Genomic DNA, 16,564 nt, shown 5'->3' with positions numbered 1-16,564 from the left:
ATCCGAATCCACCCGTGCCTGCGCAGCGGCTGGAAAGCCTGTTGGATACCCCTTCGGACGCTGCGCAAGCCGTTCCATTTACCTCTAAAGAAACAAGACATGGCAGAAGTCGATGTAGTCATCATGGCGGCGGGTAAAGGCACCCGCATGAAAAGCAAATTGCCCAAAGTGTTGCATTCTTTGGCCGGGCGCGCATTGCTGGCCCATGTGGTGGATACCGCCAGCGCCCTGCAGCCGCGCAATGTGGTGCTGATTACCGGCCACGGTGCTACAGAAGTTGAAGCGGCTCTCGCAGGCTACATCAGCGCTAGCGCCCCATTTTCTTTAAATTTCGCACGCCAGGAGCCGCAGCTGGGCACCGGCCACGCGGTGCAGCAGGCCTTGCCCTATCTCGCAGACGACGGTGTGGTGATTGTCCTGTCCGGCGACGTGCCGCTGACGCATGCCGACACCTTGCGCCAGCTGCTGGCGGTGGGCGGCGGTGACAAGCTGGCCTTGCTGACCCTGGAGTTGCCCGACCCCACCGGTTACGGCCGCATCGTGCGCGAGGGCGATGCGGTGCAGGCCATCGTCGAGCACAAGGACGCAAGCGACGCCCAGCGCGCGATCCGCGAAATCTACAGCGGCATCCTGGCCGTGCCGGCTGCCCGCCTGCGCACCTGGCTGGGCCGCTTGGACAACCGCAACGCCCAGTCCGAGTACTACCTGACTGACATCGTCAAGATGGCCGTGGCCGATGGCGTGCCGGTCGTAGCGCACAAGATCACTGACGCGCTGCAGGTCGCCGGCGTCAACAGCCCTGTGCAGCTGGCCGAGCTGGAGCGCGCCTACCAGCGCCAGCAGGCCCTGGCCTTGATGGAGCAGGGCGTGCGCCTGGCCGACCCGGCGCGGCTCGACATACGCGGCAGCCTGGAATGCGCGCAGGATGTGTCCATCGACGTGAACTGCGTGTTTGAAGGCACGGTGGGGCTGGGCGAGGGTGTGCGCATCGGCGCCAACTGCGTGATCGCCAATGCCCGCCTGGCGGCCGGCGTGGTGGTGCACCCCTTCACCCATATCGACGGCGAAAAAGCCGGCGTTTCGGTGGGCGCGGGCAGCCTGATCGGCCCGTTCGCCCGGCTGCGCCCCGGTGCCCAGCTGGGGGCCGAGGTGCACATCGGCAATTTTGTCGAGGTGAAGAATTCCACCCTGGGCGATGGCGCCAAGGCCAACCACCTGGCCTACCTGGGCGACGCCAGCGTAGGCGCGCGGGTCAACTTTGGCGCCGGCAGCATTACCGCCAACTACGACGGCGCTAACAAGCACCGCACCGTCATCGGCGACGACGTGCACGTGGGCAGCAACTGCGTGCTGGTGGCGCCCATCACCCTGGGCGCAGGCGGCACCGTGGGCGGTGGCTCCACGCTGACCAAGGACGCACCCGCAGGTGCCTTGAGCGTGGCCCGCGGCCGCCAGGTGGCGATTGCCAACTGGAACCGCCCGAAAAAGGCCAAGCCTTGACCCAGCCGGATACCGCCAACCAGATAGCCGAGCTGCAGGCCCGCCTGCAGCAGAGCGAGGCGCGCAATGCGGCGCTACAGGACGAGCTCGAGCACTTTGTGCGCAATGTTTCGCACGATCTGCGGGCGCCGCTGCGCCATATCAGCGCCTATGCGCCGCTGGTGCGCGAGATGCTGGCCGAGGGCGAAGACCCTGCCCCCTGCCTGGACACGCTGGAGCAGTCGGCCCGCAGCATGGCCCGCATGGTTGATGCGCTGCTGGAACTGTCGCGCCTGGGCCGCATCCCGCTGCAATGCCAGCCACTGGACATGGCCGCGCTGGTCGCCGAGGCCCGGCGCGAGCTGGCCGCCGACAGCGCGGGCCGCCATATCGACTGGCAGTTGCCTGAAGCTTGGCCGTCGCTCAGCGGCGACGCCGCCTTGCTGCGCCAGCTGTGGCGGCATCTGCTGTCGAACGCCATCAAGTTCACCCGGCCCCGGCCGCAAGCGCAGATCACCATCGGCTGGGAGCCGGCGGCAGACGGTTTCAGCTTCTGGGTGCGCGACAACGGCGTGGGTTTCAACCCCGCGGCCAGCGGCACGATGTTTGAACTGTTCCAGCGCCTGCACACGGTATCTGAGTTCGAGGGCGCCGGCATCGGCCTGGCCCTGGCGCGCAAGATCGTGCAGCGCCATGGCGGCAGCATGTCCGCACAGGCGGTGCAGGATGGGGGCTGCACCGTGCGCTTTACCTTGGCGGCGGGTTAGCATGGCGATAATCCGCACACGACGCTGTGGGTCCGTGGCCCTGTGCCACCCAGATTACTTCTACTGAAAGAATCGATAATGAAGAAAACACTCCTTGCCGCCACTTTGCTGGCGGTCGCTGCCATGGCCCATGCCGAACCCAATCCCGCAAAAAAAGAACTGATCAATAAATTGCTGCAGATCCAGCAACCTGCGGTGGACGTGACTGCATCGGCCCTGGCCGAGCAACCCTTGTTGCGCCTGAAGCAGCAAGTGGAGGCCGCTGTCCAGTTCCGTGTGCCGCCCGAACGCCGCGAAGCGCTGGGCAAGGAAATCCAGGGCGACGTCAAGAAATACATCGATGAAGCCCGCCCGCTGCTGCGTGAGCGCGCGAGCAAACTGGCCCCTTCGACCATCGGCGTGTTGCTGGATGAAAAGTTCACAGAAGACGAGCTGCGCCAGCTGATCGCCCTGCTGGAGTCGCCGGTACAGCGTAAATTCAACCAAATGGGCCAGGAAATCCAGAAGTCGCTGGTCGACAAGCTGGTGGCCGACACCAAGGGCCAGATCGAGCCCAAGCTGAAGACCCTGGAGCAATCCATCGGCAAGCGGCTGGAAGCCGCCGCGCAACCCGCCAAGTAAATCTAAGGAATATGGCTCTGGCGCAGGTGCTAGCTGCGCTAGCAGCTATTTATTAGATAGCAATTGCTTCCGGTTTCAGGCCGTGGCCAATTCCCGCGCCACCGAGCCTGCATAGGCTAATCCGGCCGCCACGCTGGAGAAGCGGTCGCCCACCACCATGCGCGACTGCGGGAACAGGGCTTGCAAAGCCTGTTGCAGCGGCGCCAGCGCCGACGAGCCGCCGGTCACGTACATCGCGTCCGGCCGCTCCACCCCCGCCAGTTCCACACATTCCTGCGCGCATTGCACCACCCGGGCCAGCTGGGCCTGTAGCGCCTGGGCCAGGCCTTCGGGCGTGATCTGGGCGTCCAGGCCGCGCTCTATACAGTCCAGGTCGATGTCGGCCGGCGCCGCGCTGAGCGAGCAGGCGATCTTGGCGGCTTCTACATTCGCCAGGATGTGGTGGCCTACGCGGTCCTGCAGCACCTGCAGCAGGCGCTGGTGGAGCCGGCGGTCGGTATAGGCGTCGCGCAGGTCGGCGGCCTGGGACAGGCTTTTGCGCGAATACGACTGGTGGATCAGATGCCAGGTGCTGAGATCGAAAAACACGCCCGATGGCACTTCGCGCCCGCTGGGACCGGTATGGCCCAGGCCCAGCAGCGGCATGGCGTGGCGCAGGTTCAGGATCTGGTCGAAGTCGGTACCGCCTATGTGCACGCCGGTGGTGGCCAGGATGTCGCGGCTGCGGTCGCCCAGCGCCTGGCGGCCTGGTCCGACCCGCACCACGGTGAAGTCGGAGGTACCGCCGCCAATGTCCACCACCAGCACGGTGGTGTCTTGGGTGACGCGGCGTTCGAAGTCGAAGGCCGCGGCAATCGGCTCCAGCTGGAACTGCACTTCGTCAAAGCCGGCGGCGCGTGCGGCATGCTCCAGCGTGGCTTGGGCCAGCGCATCGCGGGCCGGGTTGCCGTCGACAAAATGCACCGGCCGGCCCAGCATGGCGTGCTGCACCGCATGGCCTAAATGGGCTTCGGAGCGCCTCTTCAGCTCCTTGAAAAACAGGCCCAGGATGTCGGTAAAGCTCATCAGCTGGCCGTTGACCACGGTTTTTTCGTCCATCAGGCTGCTGCCCAGCAGGCTTTTGATGGAGCGCATCAGCCGCCCGTCGGTGCCGGCCAGGTAGGCCTGCATGGCGGCCGTGCCAAAGCTGGTGTGCTGGTCTTCGTGCGAGAAGAACAGCGCCGTGGGCAGCGTGGGCTTGCCCGCGTCCAGCGCGATGGTGTCCAGGCTGCCGTCGGCGCGCACCAGCGCCGCCACGGTGTTCGAGGTGCCGAAGTCGATACCGAGCATCATCCCTTGGTCGCCCCCAGAACAGACTGCAGAAAGCGGCTGATGTCAGCCACCTCCTGGGGATGCACGCTGTGCGGCATCGGGTAGGTATGCCATTGCACCGGGTAGCCCAGGGCTAGCAAGGCCTGGCGCGAGGCTTCGGCGCGCGGCAACACGACCACCGGGTCGGCCGTGCCGTGCGCCATGTAGATGGGGGTCTTGGCGTTGGCCGCGTGCCGCTCGGCGGCCAGGGTCGCAGCCAGCGGCAGATAGCCGGACAAGGCCATGATGCCGGCCAGCCGGGCGCTGTGGCGCAGCCCAGTGTGCAAGGCCATGGCGCAGCCCTGGGAGAAGCCGGCCAGCACGATGTGTTCGGGCGCGATACCACGGGCCACCTCGTGGGCAATCAGGGCTTCGATGGCCAGCGCCGAGGCATGGATGCCGGCCGCGTCTTCCTGCCGCACCAGGTCGACGTTCTTGATGTCGTACCAGGCGGGCATCACATAGCCGTTGTTGATGCTGACCGGCATGGTCGGCGCGTGCGGAAACACGAAGCGGATGGGCGCGCAGCCGCGCAGGTCCAGTTCGGGCACGATGGCCGCAAAATCGTCGCCGCTGGCGCCCAGGCCGTGCAGCCAGATGATGGCGGCGGTGGGGTGGGGCGCGGTTTCGATTTCAATGCGCTGCAGAAGATTGGTCATAGTGCGTACTAAGGGTTTTCCGCAGGTTCGCGGCATCAGGAGGGTAGTGATTCTAAGGAGCTATGGTGAAGCCGGGCAAAATCGCCCGCATGCCCTTTCTGCGCCACTGCCTCTCGCTATCCGTCTGCCTTGCATTTTGTGGGCCCCTGGCGTGGGCCGCGGACGCACCGGCCAGCAAGGACATGCAGATCGTCCAGCGCATCGACGACGTGCTGGTCGGGGTGGATGCGGTGTCGCTGGAGATTCTGGGCCGCCGCCATGTGGCCGGCACCTACTTCTTGATCAATCTGCGCCGGCCCAGCCCGGTGGCCGGCTATGCGGACTTTGTGGCCGACTGCCAGGGGCCGCTGCGCATTGCCACCTTGTCGTCTACCTTGCCGTCGGGTTCGCTGCAGCCTGAGCCGCCGCCTTTGCTGCCGCGCCGCGCCACGGCGCTGGACCTGGAGAGCCTGAGTTTCGCGCCGGTACACATGCTGGACGGCACCTGGCTGGTAGCTGAATTCGCCTGCCGCAGCAGCAGCCAGCCGGGCGCGGCCCGCCGTATTGCCCGGCAGTTGCGCGAAAAAGGCGGCCCGCCCGACATGCAGAGCGTGTATTGCGATCTGCAGGCCGACGGCAGCAATGAGACCCGGCGCGGCGTGGAAGTGCGCTTCAGCGCGCAGGACGACGCGGTGGCGGTGAACCACCAGTGGCTGAGTTCGGGCTTTGTGAGCGACACCGAGGTGGTGTTCGGCAGCGGTGCCCAATGGATCGTCGACCGCCAGGCCCGCCACGCACGCCTGTTGGGCGGCAGCGGCAAGCTGCTGTTCGAAGGCAAGTGCGACAGCCGCGCGCCTTGAGGATGGCGGTTTAGGTCAGCAGCGCCTGCGCGAATTCGCGCGCGTTGAAGGTTTCCAGGTCTTCCAGCTGCTCGCCCACGCCGATGAAGTACACCGGAATTGGCCGCTCCTGGGCAATCGCCGCCAGCACGCCGCCTTTGGCCGTGCCGTCCAGCTTGGTGACGATCAGGCCGGTGAGCTGGATCGCGTCGTCAAAAATCTTGACCTGGCTGACGGCGTTCTGCCCGGTATTGCCGTCGATCACCAGCAGCACCTCGTGCGGCGCTGTAGCGTCGGCCTTCTGCACCACGCGGCGGATTTTCTTCAGCTCTTCCATCAGATGCAGCTGGGTGGGCAGGCGGCCGGCCGTGTCCACCAGCACCACGTCGCGGCCGCGGGCCTTGCCGGCACTCACCGAGTCGAAGGCCACGGCGGCCGGGTCGCCGCCTTCCTGGCTGATGATTTCTACCGTATTGCGGTCGGCCCAGACGCCCAGCTGCTCGCGCGCGGCGGCCCGGAAGGTGTCTGCGGCTGCTAGTAAAACACTAGCGCCTGACGCAGACAGGTGGCGCGTCAGCTTGCCAATCGACGTGGTTTTTCCGGCGCCGTTGACGCCGGTGACCATGATGACGGTGGGCGTGTGCTGGCCGATCACCAGGGCTTTTTCCAGCGGCGCCAGCAGGGCGGTGATGGACTCGACCAGCAGGGCTTTGACGGCCTGCGGCTCGGTGGCCTTGGCGGCCTTGACCCGTTGCTTCAGGTCGGCCAGCAGGTGTTGGGTGGCTTTGACGCCGGTGTCGGCCATCAGCAGCGCGTCTTCCAGCTCCTCGTACAGCGCGTCGTCGATCTGCGTGCCAGTGAACACGGTGGCAATGCTGGAGCCGGTCTTGCGCAGGCCGTTCTTCAGCTTGCCGAGCCAGTCGGCGCGCGGGGCGGCCGGGGCTGCGGGCACGGGATCGGCAGCCGGCTTGGCCGCGAAGGGGTTGCGCAGCCAGCTGGAGGCCGGGGCTTCGGGGACGGGCGTGGATGGGGCGGCTGGCAGGGGCGCAGGCGCCGCGGCGGGGGCGGGAATCTCGGGGGTAGGAGGTTTTTTCTTGAAAAAGCTGAACATAAAGGGCGTTCTTAGAATCAACCATTCTATGAAACGCCTCTTGCCCCTGTTGTGCTGCAGCCTCAGTGCCCTGGCGAATGCCCAGATTGCCCCGTCTGTCGCCCCTTCCACCACCCCCACCACGGCCACGCAATGCGGGCTGGCGAACGGCTTGACGGTCATCGTCCAGCCCGACCACCGGGCCCCCACGGCGGTGCAAATGCTGTGGGTCCGTGTCGGCGCCATGGACGAGGTGGACGGCACCTCGGGCGTGGCCCACATTCTGGAGCACATGCTGTTCAAGGGCACGCCCAGCCTGGCGCCGGGCGAGTTTTCGCGCCGGGTGGCGGCCCTGGGCGGGCGCGAGAACGCCTTCACCGCCAAGGACAACACCGGCTACTACCAGCAGATTCCGGCGGCCAAGCTGGAAGCGGTGATGCAGCTGGAGGCCGACCGCTTTGCCCACAACCAGTGGAGCGACGACGAATTCAAGCGCGAGCTGGAGGTGGTGAAGGAAGAACGCCGCATGCGGGTGGAGGATGCACCGCGCTCGCTGATGCACGAGGCGCTGACCGCCACCGTCTTCACCGCCTCGCCCTACCGCCGCCCGGTGGTGGGCTGGATGAGCGACCTGGAGGCCATGACCGCCGACGACGCCCGGGCCTTCTACCAGCGCTGGTACGTGCCGGCCAACGCGGCCCTGGTGGTGGCTGGTGATGTGGAGCCGGCCCAGGTCTGCGCGCTGGCCCAGAAGCACTACGGCAGCATCCCGGCGCGCGCCGTGCCGGTCCGCAAGCCCCGGCTGGAGCCGCAGCAGGTCGGCATCCGCCGGCTCGACTACAAGGCCCCGGCCGAACAGGCCTACGTGGCCCTGGCCTTCAAGGTGCCCAAGCTGGCCGAGGATAACGACGACGCCCTGGCCCTGACCGTGCTGGCCGCCGTGCTCGACGGCTACAGCGGCGCCCGGCTGGAACGCGCGCTGACCCAGGACCGCGGCCAGGCCGGCGGCCCGGTGGCCGACAGCGCCGGTGCCTACAACGGCCTGGTCGGCCGCGGCCCCCAGCTGTTCATGCTGGACGGCGTGCCGGCCGCCGGCCACACCACGGAAGAAGTGGAAGCCGCCCTGCGCGCCCAGGTGGCCCTGGTGGCGCAGAACGGCGTGACCGAGGCCGAGCTCAGCCGGGTCAAGACCCAGTGGGTGTCGAACGCGGTGTACAAGCTGGATTCGGTGTTCAACCAGGCGCGCGAGCTGGGCAGCAACTGGGTGCAAGGCCTGCCGCTGGACGCCAACGACCGGCTGATTGCGCGGCTGCGCGGTATCAGCGCGGCCCAGGTGCAGGCGGTGGCTGCCCGCTATTTTGGCGACGACCAGCTCACCGTGGCGGCGCTGCGGCCCCAGCCGCTGGACCCGAACCGACCCAAGAAACGCCCCCTGCCCACCGGAGAACTGCGCTGATGTTTACTATTAAAAATATAGCTTCTTGCGCAGGTTCTATATGCGCTGGAAGCCTTTTTCTTATAAATTCTGCAGCAGCGGCGATTCCGGTGCAACACTGGACCCAGCCCAGCGGCGCCCAGGTCTTCCTGGTGGCCAGCCCGGCGATCCCGATGCTGGACGTGCAGCTTGACTTCGACGCCGGCAGCCGCCGCGATCCGGCCGCGCAGGCCGGCCTGGCCAGCATGACGGCGAATATGGCCACCCAGGGCGTGCGTGCCGTCGGCAAAGACCCGGCGTTGGACGACAACGCCGTGGGCGAGGCCTGGGCCGATCTCGGCGCCTCGCTGGGCAGCAGCGCCAGTGCCGACCGCATGAGCTTTTCGCTGCGCAGCCTGACCTACCCCGACCTGCTGGACAAGGCCACGGCGCTGGCCGCACGGCAGATCGGCGAGCCGGCGTTCAGCGACAGCCTGTGGCAGCGCGAGCGCCAGCGCGTGGCGGCCCAGCTGAAGGAAGCCGCCACCCGCCCCGGCACGGTGGCTGGCCGGGCGCTGGCGGCAGCGGTCTACGGCAGCCACCCCTATGGCTACCAGCTGACCGAAGCGACGCTGACGCGCATCCAGACCACCGACATGCGGGCGTTCTATGCGCGCAGCATCCTGCCCTGCCGGGCCACCGTCAGCCTGGTCGGCGCGGTGGACCGGGCCCAGGCCGATGCGCTGGTCACCCGGCTGCTGGCCCGCCTGCCGCAGACCGCCTGCGCGCCCTTGCCGACGCTGCCGGAGGTGGCGCCACTGGCCCAGGCCAGTGATCAGCGCATCCCCTTTGACTCGGCCCAGGCCCAGGTGATGATCGGCCAGCGCGGCTACCCGCGCAGCGACCCGGACTTTTTTGCGCTGCTGGTCGGCAACCACATCCTGGGCGGTGGCGGATTTGGTTCGCGGCTGACCAGCGAGGTGCGCGAAAAGCGCGGCCTGAGCTACAGCGTCTACAGCGGCTTCGGCCCGGGCTTGCACGCCGGGGCCTTTACCATCGGCTTGCAAACCCGGCCCGACCAGGCCGCGCAGGCGGTGCAGGTGGCGAAACAGGTGCTGGCCCGGTTTGTGGCCGAGGGGCCGACGGCCGCCGAGCTGCAGGCCGCCAAGGACAATCTGGCTGGCGGATTTGCGCTGCGCATCGACAGCAACCGCAAACTGCTGGACAACGTAGCTAACATCGCCTGGAACCATCTGCCGCTGGACTACCTGGACCACTGGACCCAGCAGATCGAACGCGTGACGCAAGCCGACATCCAATTGGCTTTCCAGCGTATCTTGCAACCCGAAAAAATGGCCACCGTGGTGGTCGGAGAAAACCCATGAGCACGTTGCAACGTCCCCCCAAAAAAGCAGTCAAGAAGAGCAAACCCCGCCCATCAGACCCGCACCCCGTAGGTGGGAAACCTGGGGAGATCCGCATCATCGGCGGTCAGTGGAAGCGCATTCGCCTCACCGTGGCCAGTAAGCCCGGCCTGCGCCCCACGCCCGACCGGGTGCGCGAAACCCTGTTCAACTGGCTGGGCCAGGACCTGGGCGGCTGGCGCTGCGTGGATGTGTTTGCCGGCACCGGCGTGCTGGGCTTCGAAGCGGCATCGCGCGGCGCGGCCGAGGTGCATATCTTTGAACAAGACCCGGCGCTGGTGGCCCAGCTGAAAGCCACGCAGATCAAGCTGCAGGCCGGCAGCACCCAGATCCAGCGCGGCGATGGCGTGGCGGCACTGCGCCAGCTGGCACTGGCCAGCGTGGACCTGGTGTTTCTGGACCCGCCGTTCGAATCCGGCCTGTATGAGCCGGCGCTGGGCGCCGCGGCCAAGGCGCTGCAGCCCAAGGGCTTCATCTACCTTGAAGGCCCGAGCAAATGGACCGATGAGTTGCTGGCCCCGTTCGGCCTGCACGTCTACCGCTACCTGAAGGCCGGCGCTGTGCATGCGCATCTGCTGCAAGCCCTGGGCGCAGACGCCGGAGAAGCTGCATGAATCCGCCGGTTCTGGCCGTCTACCCCGGCACCTTCGACCCCATGACCCTGGGCCACGAGGACGTGGTGCGCCGCGCGGCCCAGCTGTTCGACCAGGTGATCGTGGCCGTAGCGGCGGGCCACCACAAGAAGACTCTGTTCAGCCTGGAGCAGCGCATGGAGATGGTGCGCGAATCGGTCAAGGCCTATCCGCAGGTGCGGGTGGAGAGCTTTTCGGGCCTGCTGCGCGACTTCGTGGTGGCGCGCGGCGGCAAGGCCATGGTGCGCGGCCTGCGCGCGGTCACCGACTTCGACTACGAATTCCAGCTGGCCGGCATGAACCGTACGCTGATGCCGGACGTGGAAACCGTGTTCCTGACGCCCAGCGACGGCTACCAGTTCGTGTCCAGCACCTTTGTGCGCGAGATCGCCCTGCTGGGCGGCGAGGTGCACAAGTTTGTTTCGCCCTTCGTGCAGCAGCAGTTGGACGCCAAAGTGCGCAGCCTAGCGGCCCAGCCGGGTCAGCCAGGCCAGTAACGCCGCATTCACGGCCTCCGGCTGCTCCATGGTCAGCATATGGCCGCACTGGGGCAGCAATTGCAGCTCGGCGCCGGGCACCAGCGCGGCGATTTCCTGCGACAGCGCAGGTGGCGTCAGCAGATCGGATTCGCCGCACAGCACCAGGGTCGGGCAGCGCACCAGGGCCAGGTGCAGGCGGGCGTCGGGCCGGTCCATGATGGCGCGGTTCTGGCGTATCCACTGGGCCGTGCCGGCGCGCAGCACCAAGTCTTTGTAGCGCCGGGTCAAGGCCTTGTTGCCTGCCTGCTCACGCGAGAAGGCCAGGGAGGCGCTGGCCCGCACGAATTCCGACACCCGGCCTTGCTCGAACATCTGGATAGCGCCTTCGCGCTGGCGCCGGTGCAGTGCGCTTTCGGGCCGCGCGCCGGTACCCAGCAAGGCCAGGCCGCGGACCCGTTGCGGCGCCTGGCGGGCGGCTTCCATGGCCACCATGCCACCCATGGAGGCGCCGCACAGCACCAGTTCGCCCGCATGTTCTTGCAGCAGCGCCTGGGCCATGGCCGCAATGTCGCCGTGGCGGGCGTGCACGTCGGTCACCGCGGTGCGCCAGCGGGGCGGCAGGGCGGCGAGCTGGTCCAACCACATCTCGGCATCGGCTGCCAGGCCGGGGATCAGAATCAGTTGGGGCATGCGGGAATCTTCGGGCGGAGGGGGAAAATTGGCCTATGCTGGCCGTATTCAAACCCCGGGAGAATACGCCATGAAGATCTTGTTACCCCTAGACGGCTCCGAGGTGTCGCTGCAGGCCGTGCGCCAGGTCATCAGCATGGTGCGCCAGGGCCTGCAGGCCGAGGTGGTGCTGGCCAATGTGCAAGAGCCCGCGCACCTGTATGAGATGGTGATGGCGGCCGACCCGGCACTGATTGCCCGGGCCAGTGCCCAGGCCGGCGCCAAGGCGCTGAAGGCCGGCGAGGCCTTGCTGCGGCATGCGGCTATTCCGTACGCCACCGAGGTAGCCACCGGCGATCCGGCGCATACGTTGATCGACATCGTGGAGCGCTTTGCCTGCGACATGGTGGTGATGGGCGCGCGCGACAAGGGCAGCCTGCGCAGCGCGCTGCTGGGTTCGGTGTCGCACGAGGTGCTGCATGCGGCCAAGGTGCCGGTGATGCTGATCAAGCCAAGTGAGGCGCCGGAATCAGAACCAGAATTCGAGGAAACGGTCTGATTTTTCTGCCCGGACTAGGTGATTTCCCATGCTCCGGCCTACGTGGTTTCCCATACGCTGAAACACAGGGGCTTGGCTATGATCGCCCCAGTTCAACAGGAGCATCCATGAAAAAACTAGTTACCTTGGTCGCATTGGCGGCTGTCGCTGTGTGCAGCCAGGCGGCCGATTTCCCCAGCAAGCCGGTCAGCATCGTCGTGCCGTTCTCGGCTGGCGGCCCTACCGACCGGGTAGCCCGTGACCTGGCCGAAGCCTTGCGCAAGCCCCTGGGCGGTGTCAGCATCGTGGTGGACAACGTCGCCGGTGCAGGTAGCTCGATCGGCTCCGCCAAGGTCGCACGGGCTACGCCCGATGGCTATACCTTGCTGCTGAACCACATCGGCATGGCGACCATGCCTGGGCTGGTGCGCAACCTGCCTTTCAAGGTGGATAGCGACTTTGAATACCTCGGTATGGTCAATGAAGTGCCCATGACCCTGGTGACCAAGCCCAGCATGCCGGCCAATAACTACAAAGAGTTGACCGCCTGGCTGGCGCAGAACAAGGGCAAGGTGAATCTGGGCAATGCGGGTGTGGGTTCGGCATCGCATTTGTGCGGCCTGTTGTTCCAGAGCGCCTTGCAGTCCGACATGACCACCGTGCCCTACAAAGGTGCGGCCCCGGCGATGACCGACCTGATCGGCGGCCAGATCGATCTGATGTGTGACCAGACGACCAACACTTCGGGCCAGATCGAAGCCAAGAAGGTCAAGGCGTTTGCCGTGGCGAGCAGCAAGCGCCTGACGACCCCGGCCCTGAAGGATCTGCCCACGCTGCAGGAACTGGGCTTGAAGGACTTTGAAGTCACCATCTGGCACGGCCTGTATGCCCCCAAAGGCACGCCACCGGACGTACTGGCCAAGCTCAACGCGGCATTGAAAGTGGCGCTGAAAGATCCAGACTTCATCAAGAAACAAGAAGGCCTGGGCGCGGTGGTGGTGAACGACAAACGCGTGGAACCGGCGGAGCACAAGAAATACGTGTTGGCTGAAATCGCCAAGTGGAGCCCCATCATCAAGGCTGCGGGCGTGTACGCGGACTAACTGCGTTGTGTTGCAAAAAGCCGCTGCGCCGCGAGGCCCAGCGGCTTTTTTATTTACCAGACGATTTCGACGTTGTCCTGAGCGCAGCGTTGCAGCATGGTGATGAAGGGTTTGGCGCGCTGTTGCAGTGTGACGCTGTCCATTTCATGGGCCTTGGCCTCGGCGGTAGCGGCCCGGCGGGCGGCGTTGTCTTGCACGATGGCCGCCTCTAGCGCGCTGATCGCGCCAGGGATTTCGGCAGGCAGGATGATGCCGTGGGCGCCGGTGGTCTTGCCCAGAATATCCAGTATCTGGCGGCCATTCGGTTCGAGCATGACAAGGTCGCCGTCCGCCTTGGATTTGAATTTGTAGATCATGGAGCCTCCTTTGGAAATGGTGTCACCATTGTGCCCGGCTTGCTGCCGTTAGACTGGCATGATCCGGCCCGTAACTTCCCTAGGATGTGCGCTATCCCGCTGGTCGGGTGCCGCCTGGGCCATGTCCATTTCCCACAGGAGATTTTGAGTGTCCGACATCCATATGCAGCGTGAACATACCCTGGGCTTGCCTGCCGCACGCAAGCTCGCCAACGAATGGCTGGAGCAAGCTGAAAGCCGGCTGGGCCTGAGCTGCACCTATGTCGAGGGCGCGAGCTGCGACGAGATTTCCTTTGCGCGCGCCGGTGTGAGCGGCACGGTGCAGGTCACCGAAGACCGCTTTGTGCTGGACGCCGAGCTGGGCTTCTTGTTCAGCGCGTTCCAGGACAAGATCGAGACCGAAGTGGCCCGGCGGATGGACAAGTTGCTGGCGCAGGCGGCGCAAGCCTGAAATTTATTGGGCTTCTAAAGCTCCGCGGCTTCCACCAGAAACTGCACCCGGCGCTGGCCCTGCCACTCGTTCACGTCGAGGCGGAAGGCCAGGGTCACCCGGGCCGGCAGGCTCTCGGTGTGGCCGAACCAGATACCGTCCACTGGCTGGCCCTGGTGCTTCAGCTTTAGCGACAAATGCTTTTCGCCGACCAGGCGCTGCGACACCACTTCGACTTCTTCGCTGAATGTCGGCGGCGCAAAGCCCTGGCCCCAGACCTCTTTGTGCAGCACGTCGACCAGTTCGGCGCGGCGGTATTCGGGCGCTAGCGGGCCGTCGGTTTCCAGTCGCCGCGTCAAGGTGGCGGCGTCCAGCCATTCCAGCGCCACCTGCTGCAGGCCTTGTTCGAATTGCTCGAAGTTGTCTTCGTGCACGGTGCAGCCGGCCGCCATCGCGTGGCCGCCAAAGCGCAGCAATACGCCCGGGTGCCGCTTGGCCACCAGGTCGAGTGCATCGCGCAGATGGAAGCCGGGGATCGATCGGCCCGAGCCCTTGAGTTCATGCTCCTTGCCCGGGGCCTTGCTGGCGGCGAAGACGAAGATCGGGCGGTGCAGCTTGTCCTTCAGCCGGGAGGCCACGATGCCGACCACGCCCTCGTGGAAGTCCGGGTCGAACACGCAGACGGCCGGTGGCGGCTCTTCGGATTCATCGAACAACGACTCGGCCACCAGCATCGCCTGGTCGCGCATGCCGCCTTCGATTTCGCGGCGTTCGCGGTTGATCTTGTCCAGCGTGGTGGCGAGTTCGGTGGCGCGCGCCGGGTCGTCGGTCAGCAGGCATTCGATGCCCAAGGTCATGTCGGCCAGGCGGCCGGCGGCGTTGATGCGTGGGCCCAGCGCAAAGCCGAAATCGAAGGTGGTGGCGACCTTGGCCTGGCGCCCCGCTGCTACAAATAACGCAGCTAGTCCCGCAGGTTGTGCCTGCGCCCGCAGCCGTTTCAGCCCTTGGGCCACGAGGCGGCGGTTGTTGGCGTCCAGCTTTACTACGTCGGCCACGGTACCGAGGGCTACCAGGGTCAGCAGCGGGTCCAGCTTGGGCTGGTTTTCGGCCGTGAAGACGCCTCGGCTGCGCAGCTCGGCGCGCAGCGCCAGCAGCACGTAGAACATCACGCCGACACCGGCAATCGACTTGCTCTCGAACGTGCAGCCCGGCTGGTTCGGGTTCACCAGCACGTCGGCATTCGGCAGCACGATCTGGCCGTCTTTCAGCGCGGGCAGATGGTGGTCGGTCACCAGCACCTGCAGGCCTAGCGCCTTGGCCTCGGCCACGCCTTCCAGGCTGGCGATGCCGTTGTCCACGGTGACTAGCATGTCGGCGCCGCTGTCCTTGACGCGGCGGGCGATGCTGGGGGTCAGGCCGTAGCCGTCGGTGACGCGGTCGGGCACGATGTAGTCGGCGTGTTTGGCGCCCAGCAGGCGCAGGCCGCGCAGGCCGACGGCGCAGGCGGTGGCGCCATCGCAGTCGTAGTCAGCGACGATGCAGAGCTTTTTATCGGCAGCAATGGCGTCGGCCAGCAGCACGGCCGCGGCCTGCGTGCCCAGCATGCTGGCGGGCGACAGCAAGCGGCCCAGGCCGTCGTCCAGCGCGTCCTTGTCGGCCACGCCGCGGGCGGCGAACAGGCGCGCCAGCAGCGGATGGACGCCGGCCTGTTCGAGCGCCCAGACGGCGCGCGGGGGAATATCGCGTGCTGTAATTTTCATAGCTGCTCCAGCACAGCGGATAAGCGCTGGCGGCTAAAAATGCTTGATATTTTCTGTAGGAAGCTGCGTGGCGCGGCCTCGAAGCTTTGGGCATTGCGTTCGCCGCACAGCGTCAGCTGTACCTGCGTGCCTTGTTCTACGTCCACCAGCAGGGCCGCGCAGTCTTCGGCGTCGATCTGCTGCCAGGCGGTGGTCCAGCCGGCCCAGTCCTCATTCTGGGCGGCGTGCAGCAGCGCCAGGGGCATGCGGGGGGCGGCCACCGGCGGCGGTGGGGCGGCCAGGGCACCGCTGCCGCTGACCCAGAACGAGTTGATCGGCAGCAGGCCGCGCTCGGCGCGGGCGTCGTTCACCGGGTGGGTGTAGAGCAGCATCTGCATCTCGCTTTGCAGCCGCCGCAGCGGCCCGCCCTGGGCAGTGGGCGGCATCCAGTCGTCCACATTGCGGCTGCCAACACCGCTGACCACGCGGTCCAGCGAGGCCGTGGCCAGGCCGTGGAAGATCTCGCTGCGCGCCAGCCACAGCGTGGGGTGGGCGTATTCCAGCGCGATGCCGTCTTCTTCGAAATACGGCCGCACCGCGGCCAGCACGGCGCGCGAATCGGCTTCATCCAGGCCCAGGGTGTCGGGGCGGGCCATCACGATGTGGTCGGTCATCACCTGCCAGTGGCAGGGGGTAATGAAGGCCCAGGCGCCGTCCTGCCCAGCCTGCGAGGCCCGCCAAGCGGCCCAGGGGATGAGTCCGTCGGCAGCGGCCAGGCCGTGGTGCCGGGCCAGCGCGCGTTCGTGCGGCGGCGACAGGCTGTCTTCCGGCCCGCTGTCGCGGGTGGTGGGCGTCAGGCGCGCCAGCAGCCGCTCCAGATGGGGCAGGCGCAGGGTGGCCAGCGCAGCGCGGCAGCCTTCGGAGTCGCTGGCGGCGAAGGGAATCAGCAAATGGGAGAGGGTGGACATGGGGCTATTGTCCGGGATGGCGCAGCGC

Annotated in this window: 18 protein-coding genes; 11 read left to right on the top strand and 7 right to left on the bottom strand. The window is 66.5% G+C overall.

Going from position 1 to position 16,564, the window contains the following annotated elements; all coding sequences use genetic code 11:
- Positions 1-99: 99 nt before the first annotated feature.
- The 3 genes from glmU to BLT66_RS13910 all read left to right on the top strand — a co-directional run bounded on the left by glmU (position 100) and on the right by BLT66_RS13910 (position 2,867).
- A complete protein-coding gene (gene glmU / locus BLT66_RS13920) occupies positions 100-1,500 on the top strand; it encodes a bifunctional UDP-N-acetylglucosamine diphosphorylase/glucosamine-1-phosphate N-acetyltransferase GlmU (protein WP_092758299.1) in 1,401 nt (466 codons plus the stop codon).
- The gene (locus BLT66_RS13915) at positions 1,497-2,246 is read left to right on the top strand and encodes a sensor histidine kinase (RefSeq protein ID WP_092758298.1); all 750 of its coding nucleotides are present in this window, start codon (positions 1,497-1,499) and stop codon (positions 2,244-2,246) included. The genes glmU and BLT66_RS13915 overlap by 4 nt, the downstream gene beginning before the upstream one ends.
- A 78-nt stretch (positions 2,247-2,324) precedes the next feature.
- A complete protein-coding gene (locus tag BLT66_RS13910; protein ID WP_092758297.1) occupies positions 2,325-2,867 on the top strand; it encodes a DUF2059 domain-containing protein in 543 nt (180 codons plus the stop codon).
- Between the two features lie 75 nt (positions 2,868-2,942).
- Here BLT66_RS13910 and BLT66_RS13905 read toward each other — a convergent pair whose 3' ends face one another.
- Entirely contained in the window at positions 2,943-4,199 is a 1,257-nt protein-coding gene (locus tag BLT66_RS13905) for an Hsp70 family protein (RefSeq protein WP_092758296.1), read from the bottom strand.
- The gene (locus BLT66_RS13900; RefSeq protein WP_092758295.1) at positions 4,196-4,876 is read right to left on the bottom strand and encodes an alpha/beta hydrolase; all 681 of its coding nucleotides are present in this window, start codon (positions 4,874-4,876) and stop codon (positions 4,196-4,198) included. Before BLT66_RS13900 ends, BLT66_RS13905 begins: the two co-directional genes overlap by 4 nt.
- A gap of 182 nt (positions 4,877-5,058) precedes the next feature.
- Between BLT66_RS13900 and BLT66_RS13895 the strand changes: the two genes are divergently transcribed.
- The gene (locus BLT66_RS13895) at positions 5,059-5,715 is read left to right on the top strand and encodes a hypothetical protein (RefSeq protein ID WP_143029220.1); all 657 of its coding nucleotides are present in this window, start codon (positions 5,059-5,061) and stop codon (positions 5,713-5,715) included.
- A 10-nt stretch (positions 5,716-5,725) separates the two neighbouring features.
- Here the strand turns inward: BLT66_RS13895 and ftsY are convergent, their stop codons facing one another.
- On the bottom strand, positions 5,726-6,805 hold the full coding sequence (gene ftsY / locus BLT66_RS13890) for a signal recognition particle-docking protein FtsY (protein WP_092758293.1): 1,080 nt from the start codon (positions 6,803-6,805) through the stop codon (positions 5,726-5,728).
- 28 nt (positions 6,806-6,833) lie between these two features.
- On the opposite strand from ftsY, the gene BLT66_RS13885 reads away from it, so the two are divergent.
- The 4 genes from BLT66_RS13885 to coaD are packed head-to-tail and all read left to right on the top strand — an operon-like array spanning position 6,834 to position 10,751.
- Positions 6,834-8,240, top strand: coding sequence for a M16 family metallopeptidase (locus tag BLT66_RS13885; RefSeq protein WP_092758292.1), 1,407 nt, complete (start codon positions 6,834-6,836; stop codon positions 8,238-8,240).
- A complete protein-coding gene (locus BLT66_RS13880) occupies positions 8,240-9,583 on the top strand; it encodes a M16 family metallopeptidase (protein ID WP_092758291.1) in 1,344 nt (447 codons plus the stop codon). Before BLT66_RS13885 ends, BLT66_RS13880 begins: the two co-directional genes overlap by 1 nt.
- Positions 9,580-10,236 (top strand): 16S rRNA (guanine(966)-N(2))-methyltransferase RsmD, encoded by a 657-nt coding sequence (gene rsmD / locus BLT66_RS13875; RefSeq protein ID WP_092758290.1) that lies wholly within the window; start codon positions 9,580-9,582, stop codon positions 10,234-10,236. The genes BLT66_RS13880 and rsmD overlap by 4 nt, the downstream gene beginning before the upstream one ends.
- Entirely contained in the window at positions 10,233-10,751 is a 519-nt protein-coding gene (coaD, locus tag BLT66_RS13870; RefSeq protein WP_092758289.1) for a pantetheine-phosphate adenylyltransferase, read from the top strand. The genes rsmD and coaD overlap by 4 nt, the downstream gene beginning before the upstream one ends.
- On the opposite strand, the gene BLT66_RS13865 is transcribed toward coaD, so the two are convergent.
- Complete coding sequence (locus tag BLT66_RS13865) at positions 10,719-11,423, bottom strand: alpha/beta fold hydrolase (protein WP_092758288.1); 705 nt, start codon at positions 11,421-11,423, stop codon at positions 10,719-10,721. The two genes, coaD and BLT66_RS13865, sit on opposite strands and share 33 nt — an antisense overlap.
- A 70-nt stretch (positions 11,424-11,493) precedes the next feature.
- Between BLT66_RS13865 and BLT66_RS13860 the strand changes: the two genes are divergently transcribed.
- On the top strand, positions 11,494-11,961 hold the full coding sequence (locus BLT66_RS13860; protein ID WP_092758287.1) for a universal stress protein: 468 nt from the start codon (positions 11,494-11,496) through the stop codon (positions 11,959-11,961).
- A gap of 107 nt (positions 11,962-12,068) precedes the next feature.
- Positions 12,069-13,043, top strand: a complete 975-nt coding sequence (locus BLT66_RS13855; protein ID WP_092758286.1) for a tripartite tricarboxylate transporter substrate-binding protein — start codon at positions 12,069-12,071, stop codon at positions 13,041-13,043.
- Positions 13,044-13,096: 53 nt separating this feature from the next.
- On the opposite strand, the gene BLT66_RS13850 is transcribed toward BLT66_RS13855, so the two are convergent.
- Positions 13,097-13,399 (bottom strand): DUF1840 domain-containing protein, encoded by a 303-nt coding sequence (locus tag BLT66_RS13850; protein WP_092758285.1) that lies wholly within the window; start codon positions 13,397-13,399, stop codon positions 13,097-13,099.
- Between the two features lie 148 nt (positions 13,400-13,547).
- Here BLT66_RS13850 and BLT66_RS13845 point away from each other — a divergent pair, with 148 nt between their 5' ends.
- Complete coding sequence (locus tag BLT66_RS13845; protein WP_092758284.1) at positions 13,548-13,850, top strand: polyhydroxyalkanoic acid system family protein; 303 nt, start codon at positions 13,548-13,550, stop codon at positions 13,848-13,850.
- Between the two features lie 14 nt (positions 13,851-13,864).
- Here the strand turns inward: BLT66_RS13845 and recJ are convergent, their stop codons facing one another.
- Together recJ and BLT66_RS13835 are read right to left on the bottom strand one after the other, a co-directional pair.
- Entirely contained in the window at positions 13,865-15,589 is a 1,725-nt protein-coding gene (recJ, locus tag BLT66_RS13840; RefSeq protein ID WP_092758283.1) for a single-stranded-DNA-specific exonuclease RecJ, read from the bottom strand.
- Positions 15,586-16,536 (bottom strand): phosphoglycerate mutase, encoded by a 951-nt coding sequence (locus tag BLT66_RS13835; RefSeq protein ID WP_092758282.1) that lies wholly within the window; start codon positions 16,534-16,536, stop codon positions 15,586-15,588. The genes recJ and BLT66_RS13835 overlap by 4 nt, the downstream gene beginning before the upstream one ends.
- Positions 16,537-16,564: the final 28 nt, after the last annotated feature.

The organism is Rhodoferax sp. OV413, assembly GCF_900104385.1.
GTDB lineage: Bacteria > Pseudomonadota > Gammaproteobacteria > Burkholderiales > Burkholderiaceae_C > Rhodoferax_B.
The sequence above is the reverse complement of the archived record's forward strand: the minus strand, read 5'-3'. Positions and strand labels throughout refer to the sequence as shown.

Coding starts and splice junctions, on each gene's coding strand:
- glmU (WP_092758299.1), top strand. CDS start 100: ATGGCAGAAGTCGATGTAGTCATCATGGCGGCGGGTAAAGGCACCCGC.
- BLT66_RS13910 (WP_092758297.1), top strand. CDS start 2,325: ATGAAGAAAACACTCCTTGCCGCCACTTTGCTGGCGGTCGCTGCCATG.
- BLT66_RS13905 (WP_092758296.1), bottom strand. CDS start 4,199: ATGATGCTCGGTATCGACTTCGGCACCTCGAACACCGTGGCGGCGCTG.
- BLT66_RS13900 (WP_092758295.1), bottom strand. CDS start 4,876: ATGACCAATCTTCTGCAGCGCATTGAAATCGAAACCGCGCCCCACCCC.
- BLT66_RS13895 (WP_143029220.1), top strand. CDS start 5,059: ATGCAGATCGTCCAGCGCATCGACGACGTGCTGGTCGGGGTGGATGCG.
- ftsY (WP_092758293.1), bottom strand. CDS start 6,805: ATGTTCAGCTTTTTCAAGAAAAAACCTCCTACCCCCGAGATTCCCGCC.
- BLT66_RS13885 (WP_092758292.1), top strand. CDS start 6,834: ATGAAACGCCTCTTGCCCCTGTTGTGCTGCAGCCTCAGTGCCCTGGCG.
- BLT66_RS13880 (WP_092758291.1), top strand. CDS start 8,240: ATGTTTACTATTAAAAATATAGCTTCTTGCGCAGGTTCTATATGCGCT.
- rsmD (WP_092758290.1), top strand. CDS start 9,580: ATGAGCACGTTGCAACGTCCCCCCAAAAAAGCAGTCAAGAAGAGCAAA.
- coaD (WP_092758289.1), top strand. CDS start 10,233: ATGAATCCGCCGGTTCTGGCCGTCTACCCCGGCACCTTCGACCCCATG.
- BLT66_RS13865 (WP_092758288.1), bottom strand. CDS start 11,423: ATGCCCCAACTGATTCTGATCCCCGGCCTGGCAGCCGATGCCGAGATG.
- BLT66_RS13860 (WP_092758287.1), top strand. CDS start 11,494: ATGAAGATCTTGTTACCCCTAGACGGCTCCGAGGTGTCGCTGCAGGCC.
- BLT66_RS13855 (WP_092758286.1), top strand. CDS start 12,069: ATGAAAAAACTAGTTACCTTGGTCGCATTGGCGGCTGTCGCTGTGTGC.
- BLT66_RS13850 (WP_092758285.1), bottom strand. CDS start 13,399: ATGATCTACAAATTCAAATCCAAGGCGGACGGCGACCTTGTCATGCTC.
- recJ (WP_092758283.1), bottom strand. CDS start 15,589: ATGAAAATTACAGCACGCGATATTCCCCCGCGCGCCGTCTGGGCGCTC.
- BLT66_RS13835 (WP_092758282.1), bottom strand. CDS start 16,536: ATGTCCACCCTCTCCCATTTGCTGATTCCCTTCGCCGCCAGCGACTCC.